The sequence below is a fragment of the Frankia sp. CeD genome, assembly GCF_000732115.1.
GTDB lineage: Bacteria > Actinomycetota > Actinomycetes > Frankiales > Frankiaceae > Frankia > Frankia casuarinae.
This window is the reverse complement of sequence record NZ_JPGU01000044.1, coordinates 23,655-34,589: the sequence shown is the minus strand read 5'-3', so window position 1 is coordinate 34,589 and position 10,935 is coordinate 23,655. Positions and strand designations below refer to the sequence as shown.

General features: G+C 67.9%; 8 protein-coding genes and 1 pseudogene. 7 read left to right on the top strand and 2 right to left on the bottom strand.

Going from position 1 to position 10,935, the window contains the following annotated elements:
- A pseudogene (locus tag CED_RS17900) lies at positions 1-203 on the bottom strand (hypothetical protein); the annotation flags it as partial.
- 237 nt (positions 204-440) lie between these two features.
- Between CED_RS17900 and CED_RS17895 the strand changes: the two are divergent.
- The 7 genes from CED_RS17895 (at position 441) to CED_RS26340 (ending at position 9,626) form a co-directional block, all read left to right on the top strand.
- On the top strand, positions 441-2,009 hold the full coding sequence (locus CED_RS17895; RefSeq protein ID WP_235187131.1) for an alkaline phosphatase: 1,569 nt from the start codon (positions 441-443) through the stop codon (positions 2,007-2,009).
- Positions 2,010-2,223: 214 nt separating this feature from the next.
- Positions 2,224-2,508 (top strand): DUF72 domain-containing protein, encoded by a 285-nt coding sequence (locus tag CED_RS25500; protein WP_063613449.1) that lies wholly within the window; start codon positions 2,224-2,226, stop codon positions 2,506-2,508.
- A gap of 272 nt (positions 2,509-2,780) precedes the next feature.
- Positions 2,781-3,572, top strand: a complete 792-nt coding sequence (locus CED_RS17885) for a class I SAM-dependent methyltransferase (protein ID WP_023842187.1) — start codon at positions 2,781-2,783, stop codon at positions 3,570-3,572.
- Complete coding sequence (locus CED_RS17880; protein ID WP_035912506.1) at positions 3,569-6,256, top strand: SUMF1/EgtB/PvdO family nonheme iron enzyme; 2,688 nt, start codon at positions 3,569-3,571, stop codon at positions 6,254-6,256. Before CED_RS17885 ends, CED_RS17880 begins: the two co-directional genes overlap by 4 nt.
- Positions 6,257-6,258: 2 nt before the next feature.
- Positions 6,259-6,531 carry a hypothetical protein gene (locus tag CED_RS17875; protein ID WP_011435464.1) on the top strand — a complete coding sequence of 91 codons (273 nt, stop codon included), beginning with the start codon at positions 6,259-6,261 and terminating at the stop codon, positions 6,529-6,531.
- Positions 6,532-8,039: 1,508 nt separating this feature from the next.
- The gene (locus tag CED_RS17865) at positions 8,040-9,077 is read left to right on the top strand and encodes an XRE family transcriptional regulator (protein WP_235187130.1); all 1,038 of its coding nucleotides are present in this window, start codon (positions 8,040-8,042) and stop codon (positions 9,075-9,077) included.
- Between the two features lie 87 nt (positions 9,078-9,164).
- Complete coding sequence (locus CED_RS26340) at positions 9,165-9,626, top strand: tyrosine-type recombinase/integrase (protein WP_082456848.1); 462 nt, start codon at positions 9,165-9,167, stop codon at positions 9,624-9,626.
- Between the two features lie 471 nt (positions 9,627-10,097).
- Here the strand turns inward: CED_RS26340 and CED_RS22960 are convergent, their stop codons facing one another.
- Positions 10,098-10,691: a phosphoribosylglycinamide formyltransferase gene (locus tag CED_RS22960; RefSeq protein ID WP_011435471.1), complete on the bottom strand. Its 594-nt coding sequence runs from the start codon at positions 10,689-10,691 to the stop codon at positions 10,098-10,100.
- Positions 10,692-10,935 lie beyond the last annotated feature (244 nt).

The following is a 10,935-nucleotide window of genomic DNA, read 5'->3' as shown; positions in this document are numbered from 1 at the left end:
GAATACAACCGCTCCCGGCGCAGGATCGCGCCCTTCTCACCATGCCCGGCCGCGTCGTACTCCGCGAGAATCCGCGCCTTGTACTCCGCCGTGAACGTCCGCCGCTTCGCCTTCGGCTCGACCTCCGGGTCAGGCCGCGGCCGCTCGGGCTCGTCATCCACCCGACCATCATCGACCAGGCCCCGCCCGGCCGTCAGCACCATCGCCACGATCAACCCCTCCCTACCCGCCATACCTAGCCTAGACTGACGATGACCTCTGTCTCACATCATCTTGGCAGGTAGGGGGCAGGCGGTGCGGGACGCCACGCACAGTTCACTTTTTCGCTTCCGAAACGGGGGCCGACGGCTGCCCGGAACCTGCACTGTGATGGTCGACGTCGGGGGACTGCGGCCATACGGACAGTGACAGGAGGGCCGGGCGAGATGGCAGAGGAACGCATGCCGAACCGACGGGATGTGCTGGCCCGAGCGACGGTGGCGTCCCTGGCGGCCGCCGCCGGCACCGCCGGGGGGGTTCCGGCGGCGGCCGCGGCCGCGGACCGGGCCCCGGGCCAGGTGCGGGGTGGCCGGCCCACGTTTACCTCCGGCGTGCAGTCCGGCGATGTCACCGCGGACAGCGCGGTGGTGTGGGCACGGGCCGATCGGCAGGCGGTGCTCGCGGTCGACGTGGCAGCCACCGAGACGTTCACCGCAGCCCGGCGGGTCGGCGTCGTCCGGGTGGACGCGGCGACCGACTTCACCGCCTCGGTGCCGGTCCGCGGCCTGCCTGCCGGCGAGGAGGTGTTCTACCGGGTCCGCCTCGCCTCGGCGGATGACCCGGCGCTCGTCGGCGAGACGTCGATCGGCCGGTTCCGGACCGCCCCCGGGCGTGCTGGCGACGTCTCGTTCGTCTGGTCTGGTGACATCTGCGGCCAGGGGTGGGGTATCAACCCCGATCTCGGCGGGATGCGGATCTTCGAGACGATGCGCCGGCTGAACCCGGACTTCGCGATCTGCTCCGGGGACACCGTGTACGCGGACGGGCCGATCCTCCCGACGGTTCCGCTCGCGGACGGCTCGGTGTGGCGCAACCTCGTCGTCCCGGAGAAGTCCAAGGTCGCCGAGACCCTCGCGGAGTACCGCGGCAACTACCGGTACAATCTGCTCGACGCAAACCTGCTCGCGTTCAACCGCGAGGTGCCGTGGGTGTTCCAGTGGGACGACCACGAGACGCTCAACAACTGGTATCCCGGTGAGATTCTCGACGACTCCCGGTACAGCGAGAAACGGGTGGACGTCCTCGCGGCGCGCTCGCGGCAGGCGTTCCTGGAGTACACCCCGTTCATTCCCGGTCGGGCCGACCCGGGCGGGAGGATCTACCGCAGGATCTCCTACGGCCCGCTGCTCGATGTCTTCGTCCTGGACATGCGCTCGTTCAAGAACCCGAATCCCGACGCCCANGAGGATCCCGCCGGCGTGGCGATACTCGGCCGCCACCAGAGCGAGTGGCTGCTGGCCGGGCTCGCCGCCAGCCGCGCCACCTGGAAGGTGGTCGCCGCCGATCTCCCGCTCGGGCTGCTGGTGCCGGACAACCCGAGCGGCGTGGAGGCGGTGGCGCAGGGCCGGCCGGGTGCCCCGCTGGGGCGCGAGGTGGAAATTGCGGACCTCCTCGCCGGCCTCCGCCGGCACCGGGTCCGCAATGTGGTCTGGGTGACTGCTGACGTCCATTACACGGCGGCACACCACTACCACCCGGACCGGGCTGCCTTCACCGATTTCGACCCGTTCTGGGAGTTCGTCTCCGGGCCGTTGAACGCCGGCACGTTCGGCCCGAACACGCTCGATCCCACCTTCGGCCCCGAGGCTGTTTTCGTGAAGGCCCCTCCGGCGGGTCAGTCCAACCTGCCGCCCTCGGCCGGTCTGCAGTTCTTCGGCCGCGTGCACCTCGATCCCGGTGGCGGGCTCACCGTGGAGCTGCGGGACTCCGGCGGTGCGGTGCTCTGGTCGACCACGCTCGCCGTCGTCTGACCGGTCACCGCCTCCTGACCGGTCACCGCCCCGGATTGACGGGTCCTGCGCCAACCATGCCGTTTGCGGGCGGGTACCGGTTCGTGAGCGTGGAACCCGGCGAGGAGGCGACGGGCGTGGGTGACATTCTGGTCGGGACGGCTTCCTGGACGGACCCGACGCTGCTGAGGTCCGGATGGTACCCACCGGAGGTCACCAGCGCCGGTGCCGGCCGGTGCGGATCTACGTGGAATTCCGTAACCACACCTGGATGGACGAGCGCAACCGTGAGGAGACACTCGATTTCCTCGCCTCTCAGAAGATTCTGCACGTGTGCGTCCACATGCCCCAGGGCTNCCCAAGTTCGATTCCGCCGGTGCTCGCAGCGACCGCCGATCTCGCGGTCGTCCGGTTCCACGGTCACAGCGAGCGGTGGACGGGTAAGGACATCCACGAACGCTTCGACTACCGCTACAGCGAGGACGAACTGCGCGCATGGCCCCGAGGATCCGGGAGCTAGCGAACGACGTCGCCACGACCCACGTCCTCATGAACAACTGCTATGCCGGCTATGCGCAGCGCAACGCAACGCCAGACAGTTGGCCGACCCGCTGGCCCGGCTCGACTCTCGCGAGAACCGTGGTCGTCGGAGGGACGAGCAGGGTTCCCGGTTATGTCGCCAGAGGCGATGGCAGGGCGTCATGCTCGTTGGCCGACTTGTCCCAATCCGGAGCCGTTGGGGAGCCGATCGGTTACGATCCGCCTGGGTTGCAGGGCGGGAGGNGATCCAGTTTGGCGGAGCCGGGAACGTCGGCACACTATGAGCGCCTCGCTGGCGCGTACGACCAGAACTGGACCTACAGCGACGTCTTCCTCGACTGGATGACCCGGGAGATGGCCGGGGCGCTCACCCTGACCTCCCACGATCGGATCATCGACGTCGGGTGCGGGACGGGACTGTACACCCGCCGGGTTTTCGAGATCGTCCGGCCGTCGACGCCGATCCTGTGCGCCGACCCGTCCGAGGGGATGCTGAGCCAGCTGCCTTCGGATCCCGGTTTTCGCCCGGTGCACGCCTCGGCGGAGCAGCTCGCCGGCGCGGCCAGCCCCGACGCAACGACGGCCGTCGGGCCCGGTTCACTCGACGTGGTGATGATCAAAGAGGCGATCCACCACGTGGCCCCCGCCGACCGTCCGCGGGTCATCGCCGGGCTCACAGGCCTTCTCGGCGACGGTGGCCGTTTCCTCATCGTGATGTTGCCGATCCGGATCTCGTACCCGCTGTTCGTCGCGGCCCTGGAGCGGTTCGAGGAGCTGCAGCCGGACCCTGCCGACATCGCGGACCACATGCGCGATGCGGGCCTGACCGCGAGTCTTACGTACCGCGACCACCCGTTGAGCATCCCGAAGGACCGGTACCTGGCGATGGTGCGCAGTCGGTACATGTCGTTGCTCTCGACGTTCGATGATGACCAGATCGAAGCAGGCGTGGCCGAGATCGACGCCCGCCATCCGGAACCGGTGCTGTTCTTTCCCGACCGGTTCGCCTTCGTGCTCGGTACCCGGAGGAGGACCGTCTCGTGACCGAGACCGTCGATNACCGTCTTCATCGGCTGCAGGGCGAGCTCAACGGTCATGATCGGATCGCGCGACATCTCGGCCTCGACTTCACCCGGCCGATCAAGTCGTTGAGTGACGGCTATCCGGAGAACACCGTCTCGCTCATCGGAAAGATCGCCGAACGGCTGCTGAAGCAGCTGTGGACCCATCGTGAGGTTCCGGGCGACCCGTCCGGCAAGGCGCTGAACGATCTGATCAAAGGTTGCCGGCCGCATATCCGCAGTACCAACATCATCAACGCGTTTACCGACATCCAGCGGCTTCGGAACCGTTCGTCGCATGACGGTTATGAGATCGCCGAGGAGGACGGCCTTCTCGCCGTGCGCCGGCTCCTGGACGTCTTGGACTGGTTCACCAGCACCGGCGTTACCGCGATCACCGGTGACGCGCCCGGCCTTGATCCGCTCGTCGAGCGGAAGGCCGAGTTCCTCTCGGGCCTGTACGCGACCCTGGGTTACAAGGCGATCAAGCGGTTCGAGCTGTCCGAGAGCACCGTCTACCAGCTGTTCTGCCGGCAGATCGGGTTGCAGGCCGAGTATGTGGAGATCATGCTCAGTCGCAGCCTGGAGGAGCTGAACCAGCTTCTCACTACGACCGGCGGCGAGATCCTCAGTACCCAGCTCCCGAAGCACACCCGGTTTCTGATCGTCGAGGACGAGCCGTCCGAGGATGTGGCGCCGTTCGCGGACGGTGAGATCCGCATCGTGGCCTACGAGCGGTTCATGGAGAGAATCGTCGACGTACCGTCGCATCTGTCCGCCCTGACGCTCAGCTACCCGGAGACGAGACCCCGTGACATGGAGCCGTTCAGGATCGCTGGGGATGTGCTGGAAACGGACCAGCACACCGGCGAGATGACGGTCACCGAGACGTTCGACGCCGGGGAGATCCTGCGCCGTCTCGCGGGAACCTCGGCGAACATCCTCGTCATTGGTGGTCCGGGCAGCGGGAAGACGACGCTGCTGAAGCAGCTCGCGGCGGACGGCTCGGAACCCGCACGGCATCGCTACCGCTTCTACCTGGACATGAGCCTGAAGGAACCCGAGGAGGAGTTCGGTGACTTTGTCACCCGGACCCTCAACCCGTACATGACGGTTCCGCGGAACCGGGTCTTCGACGTCTTCCTGTACCTGATCCGGGCCGGCTCCGTGCTGTGCGTGCTCGACGCGATCGATGAGGCGGTGCCGAACACGAGCCTGGAGGCGTTCCTCGGTGTGTTCTCCGACGTCTCGCAGGCGCTGTCGGCGGAGTCGACGGTCGTGATGTCGTCCCGCTACTCGTTCCTCGCCGACTCGCCCGAGGTCCGCCGGCTGCTGAACAGCTCGTCGCTGATCTCGGAGCAGCTCGTCCAGCAGCTGCACGCGAACGGCGTCGATCCGCTGGAGCTTCCGCAGTTCAGCGTGGTCCGACTCGGTGACCTGAAGCTGCACGCGGACGAGCGGGTCTACTCGGTCTCGCCGTTGGAACTGCGGCTCGCTCAGCAGACCGGCCAGCTCGCGCGGGGGCCCGCCGTGGATGCGGCCAGGCACCTCGCGGACCTGGTGCCGGCCCGCATCGGGCAGGTCCTGAACACCGCCGGGCTCGCTGATCTCCAGCCCAGGCTGGAGAGTTACTTCGGCCCGGCGTTCCTGGCCGATCAGGCGGTGTTCACTCTGGCGGACATCTGCACCCACGTCGGCATCGAATGCTTCGCCGAGGGACGGGTCACGCTGGAGACGTTACTGCTCGCGCCCCTGTTCCGTCCGGCCGGCGCCGGCACGGTGGCGTTGGTGCACACCGTTTTCCAGGAGTATTTCGCCGCGCGCTACCTGCGGACCGCGGCCGGACGGGAGGCCGCGGGCAGCAACGCCGAACCGATTCTGACCGAGCAGGTCCGGGAGTTCCTCGTCCACCTCGGCGCCGAGACGATCCCCGCGCCCCCGCGGACGCTGCCGGCAGCGACGTACCTGGTCGGGCCGAGCCACCGCCTCCTTCTTCGAAAGATCGAGAAGCCGGTGCTGTTCGACGAGTTCCCCGTGACGGTCGGGCAGTACAAGGCGTTNCTCGCCGCGGTCGCCGAGCAGGGCTGCGCGCAGTGGGATCATCCGGACACTCCGCCAGGCCACAGCCACGAACCATGGCAGGAACGCTTGCGCAACCCGGAGTACTTCACCGATCCGGTGTACGATAACTACCCGGCGAACTGCGTCAACTGGTGGAGTGCCTACGCCTTCGCCCGCTTCGAGGGCAAGCGGCTGCCGACCTGCGTCGAGTGGGAGGCCGCCGCCCGGGGCACGGATGGCCGGCTGTTCCCCTGGGGAGACGGCGTCGACCTGGCCGCGGTCAACTGCGCCGACGCGTGGAGCGGCCGGCCGTTGGTGACTTACGAGGTCTGGAAGCAGGAGATCGACGGCGGCCGGTTGCGGGACTGCGCCCCGACCCCGGTGACCGATCATGCGGCGAACCTGTCCCCGTTCGGGGTGCACGGCATGTCCGGCAACGTGTGGGAATGGACCGAGACCGTGTTCGACGGGATCAACTCCGCGGTGATCTGCGGCGGCTCCTACGACAACCCGTACCGGGCGGTGCAGACTTCGTCGAAGGCCCTGTACCTACGTCGGGGCAGCAGTAACGCCGTCGGGTTCCGCTGCGTGCGGGAGGTCGCGTGACCATGACCGGCGAGCCGGACAGCGGGCAGCGGTTCGGCCGGATCGTCGACCGCCAGCCGCTGGGCAGCGGACCCCACCGGGTCACCGCCACCTACCTGGTTCGCGACGACGAGACCGGCGAGATCCACGGCTTCGACTACAGCGACATCGTCACCGAAGGATTCCGCACGATCATCGTCGGGGAGCGTGTGCGTTTCGAGGTCGACCCGTCCACCGGCCGAGCTCACTTCGTGATCAGACTGGACCTTCCGGAGGTCGACGAATTCTACCGGTAGACCAGCCGGGACGGCATTCCTTCGTGGTCGTCTGTCCCGCCTTCCTCACCGGCACCCCGGACTGGCCGGAAGGTCCGCTGCCGTTACGCCACAAGGAAATCGAAGCGACCACCGCCGCACGCAGCACCTATTTCAGCGCCGCCTGCGCACGCATCCTCTACGGCACGCCTGACCGGCCGAGTCGCTGGCAGCGCACCGCACCCACCGGCGAGACGGACAGCCCGATCTTCGGGACGGAGATCCTCCTACCCGACCCGGACCGGCCGGATCGCGCCTTCGTCATCGTCCATGTCCATATCCAGGCCGGCGGGTCCGAGCTCCTCGACGTCCTGCGCGCCGTCGCCGGCCGGCGCGGCAGTGCGACCCCACCCCCCGACCTCGGCTCGGCGCTGCCCNCCTGGGCCCGCCTGGCGCCGTCGGCCCGAAGGTTCACAATCGCCTTCCTGACCTNCCCCNCCCTNCCCGAAGCCGACCCGCCGCGACCCGTTGACGCCGCCCGAATCGACTCTTGGTCGACCGCGGACACCTGGCTGTGGCATCTCGCATCCCGTACCGCCAACGCCGACTACCCGCCGGATCCCGACCACGCCGACCAGCTCCTCGACGGACGAGTGATTCTCTCCGCAGACTGGCGCGGGCTCGTCACCCGGGACGGCNCCGCCTTTCTCGGTCTACGCCCCGACGACGGCGCCGACGATGCGTTCTTCGGCTTCGCCCAGCTCTACGCCCACACCACCTACCTCGACGCGGTCCTGATCGGCATGATCCAGAACGTGGCCATCACCGAGATGATCGCCGAGGCGGCCCGCGCGTTCGAAGCCCAGGACCTTACCCGTCATCTTGCTCGTCTCGAAGAACGGGCCGCGCGATTCCGCAACATCTACTGGCTCCGGGACGCCAGCGCCCACGGCCCGGCGAACGACATCCTCACCGCCTATCAGGCACAGCACCATCTGCCCGAGCGGTTCGACGCCGTGCTCACCGAGATCGTCGACCTGAACCGGATCGCCCAGANCCAGGAGGGGCAGCAGGTCGGCGCGGCGCTCGGCGTCATCACCGTCGTCGGCCTGCCCTTCGGCGCCGCCTTCGCGGTACTCCAGGTCCTCGGCGTGAACTCGGCGCGAGACCTCCTCATCGGCGTGCTCGCCGCGCTCGCCGGTTCCGGCGCCCTGCTCCTCACCCGGTTCGGCCGGCTCCTGCTCCGTTCTCTCCGGTAACCGGAGTAACGGGCTCCCGAAGCCGAGCGGAACCTCGGCCACGCCCCGGAAAGGGACGCTCCGTCGCCAGCGCACCGGGATGGCGGCGGAGTTTGATACTGCGGCCGCACAGTTGACTGGACGGCCACGGCAGACGCCACAGCAGACATTGAACGGTGCGAAGCCAGTCGAAGTTTTCGACAATCCGCTGGCAGGGCATGTGTCGCCATGACCACTTGATTCCGCCCCAATCTCGCGCGAAGGGGTAGCGCGACAACGGGGAATGACCCGACAGTGGAACCAGCGGAGGAGGTGAGTCCGACGAGCCCGACGAACCGACGCACTCTCATCGGCGGCAGCATGGCAGCAGCCGGCCTGTTCGCCACCGCGGACACCTCGGCGGCGATCTCCGACCGCATCGCCGAATCGGCTGTGGCTCCTCGCACCCTCCGCGAGATCGAACGGGACGTGCACGACATCGCCGCGGCCTATACCGCCACACCCGCGGGCCTGCTGGTGCCCCGGGTCGAAACGGGCTGGCTCGCCGTAGAACGGCTCCTCGACGGCCGGGTCCGCGGCCGGACCCGCACCACCCTGGACACCCGCGCAGGCCAGTACGCGCTCTACCTCGCGTTGACCGCTAACGACCTCGGCCACACCCAGGCAGCCGACACCTACCTCGACCTCGCCGGCCAGCACGCAGACGAGGCCGGGGATCGGCTCCTCGCGGACTGCGTCGCCGTGCTCGACAGTTCGTTCGCGTTCTTCCGTAACCAGCCGCACCGCGCCCAAGCCGTCGCCGCCGAACGGCGCCAGGACGCCCACCCCTACGCCCACCCCTACGCCCGGCCCATGCTCGGCGCCTGCGAGTCCCGCGCCGCGGCCCGTGCGGGCGATCCGGCGGCAGCCCGCCACGCCCTCGACGACATGTGGGCAAACCTGTGGACCGGTGGCCCTCTGCCCGGAACGGTCGCCGTTGACGAGGATCAAGCCCTCGCCCAGAGCGCGGCGATCCTCTCTCAACTCGCCGATCCCGCGAGCGAGGAGCACGCCCGGCGCGCTATCGCGGCCTACGCGGATTCCGGGCGTGCCGGGAACCTCGGGGGGTCATACAACGCCCTCGCACGCAGCTACCTACGCCGACCCGAGCCGGACCCCGAACGGGCCGCCGATGCCGCACGCTCCGCGCTGGCCGCTGTCGGGGAACAGCGAACGAGTTGGGTTGTCGACGTCGCCGGGCAGATGTGGCGGCAGATGGACGCCCGCTGGCCCGCCCTGCCCGCAGTCCACGACCTGGGGGTACTCGTCCAGGCCGCCGAACGGCCCGCACTTCCTCCAACCGCCACCTGAGCCGTATCCGAACATCCGTTCGTACGAGGCGCACAATGGGCGGGTGCGTCTCACCGTCGATCGTGACTCCTTGGCCAGCCTCGTCCCCTGGGCCGCCAGAATCCTCCCCGGCCGGGCAACCACCCAGCTCCAGGTCCTCGCCAGGCTCTTCCTCGAAGCGGGCGAGCATGCGCTGAAGGTCAGCGCCTACGACTACGAGGTGGCAGCCCGCGCCGCCGCGGGGCGGGCGCGGCCCTCACCCTCGACGGCCCGCTTCCCTTCGAGCTCCTGCCCGGTGACGAGCTCGGCCGGGATCTGCTGTCCCGGCGGCGGTTACACGATCTGCGGCACAGCTCGGCCTCGATCCAGCTCGCTGAGGGGGTCGACATCACGCTCGTCTCGAAACGCCACGGGCACAGCTCTACCCGGATCACGGGGGATCTGTACGCCCATCTGTTGCGGTCGACGGGCCGGGCCGCAGCGGAGGCAATCGCGAATGCAGTTCCCCGCGCCCACGTGCCGCCCACAACGATCAAGGAGCATTCCGGGGATAGGGAGAGAAATGCTTAGCTGCAGGTCAGGGGCCTGCGTACGGGTGCGCCGCCAGGGACTTGAACCCCGAACCCGCGGATTAAGAGATCATCGGTGGTTCGTCCGCCAACGTCCGTGGACGTCCGCCGGTGCCGGTCGCGGGCTCGCAGTTGTCCGCCAAGTCCGTGACCGTTCGCCGCCGTTCGCGGGCTTGGCTGCCATCCAGGCTGCCAGCCTCTGCGATCTCCACCCTGGCGCAGACGGCGCTGATGCCTCTGATCCGTAGTTAGATCTGAATCTTCCGCCGACGTCCGTGGATGTCCACCGCGTCCGCTGACCTGGTGCGCTCCGTCTGCTGGTGTCCGTCAGCGTCCGCGGCCGTCCGACGGCTTGGCTGTCAACTTGGCTGTCACGTCTGCGACGGCCGTCCGACGACCCACGGCCTAGTGGCTCGGTACCTCGCTTAGATCGGGCCCGTCGTCTCGCAGCGTTGCCTGGTCCCTGGCTGTCTCAGATCGCGTGAACGGCAAGATCTTGCACTACTGTTGGAAGCAGGATGTGTTCGGCCGCGAGAACTCTCTCGGACAGGCTTTCGACCGTTTCATCCGGCTGGACGGGTAGTTCGTGTTGCGCGATAACGGGCCCCGCGTCGTACTCTGCTGTGACGATGTGGACTGAAGGCCCGGTAATGCGATCGCCGGAGGCCAGGACGGATTCATGTACTGCTCTGCCGTACATACCTTTTCCGCCATGTCTCGGCAGCAGAGACGGATGCACGTTTATGATCTTACCGGCGTAGGATTTCAGCGTGCACGGGCCAATATTTTTCATGTANCCCGCCGTGACGATCAGGCTGATCTTTCTTTCGTTTAGTAGCGTGCATATAGCCGTGTCGAGCTGATCGGGATCGGGATGCGTGACTCCTGACATGTGAGCGGCCGGTATGGCATGGGCTCGGGCATATGCAAGAGCGCCGGACCCTCCGTTGTTGCTCAGGACCAAGGCCAGGCGGAATGCCGCGGCAGGCCGGAGAGAGGATTGGTGCAGTGCCCGTAGATTGGTCCCGGTATGCGACGCAAACACCGCTACGCGGAAATCNGCCATGTACGGCACCCCGGCAGCTCGGCCGTGGCATCGCGTCCAAGGGCACGTCAAGGTAAGTCATGGGAGCCGACACACGCAGATTTTATGTCCACTCCGGCCTGGTTACCCCAGGCAAGCTCGTCGCTGGCAAGTGAGGGTTGGGCTGTCCGGGGAGCGAAGCGCCCTGGCACTGGTGATGGGGCTGTCGACTGGCGTGCCCTCTGCTCGTTCTTCGGCTGCCCATCGGCGTGCGCGACGAACGTCC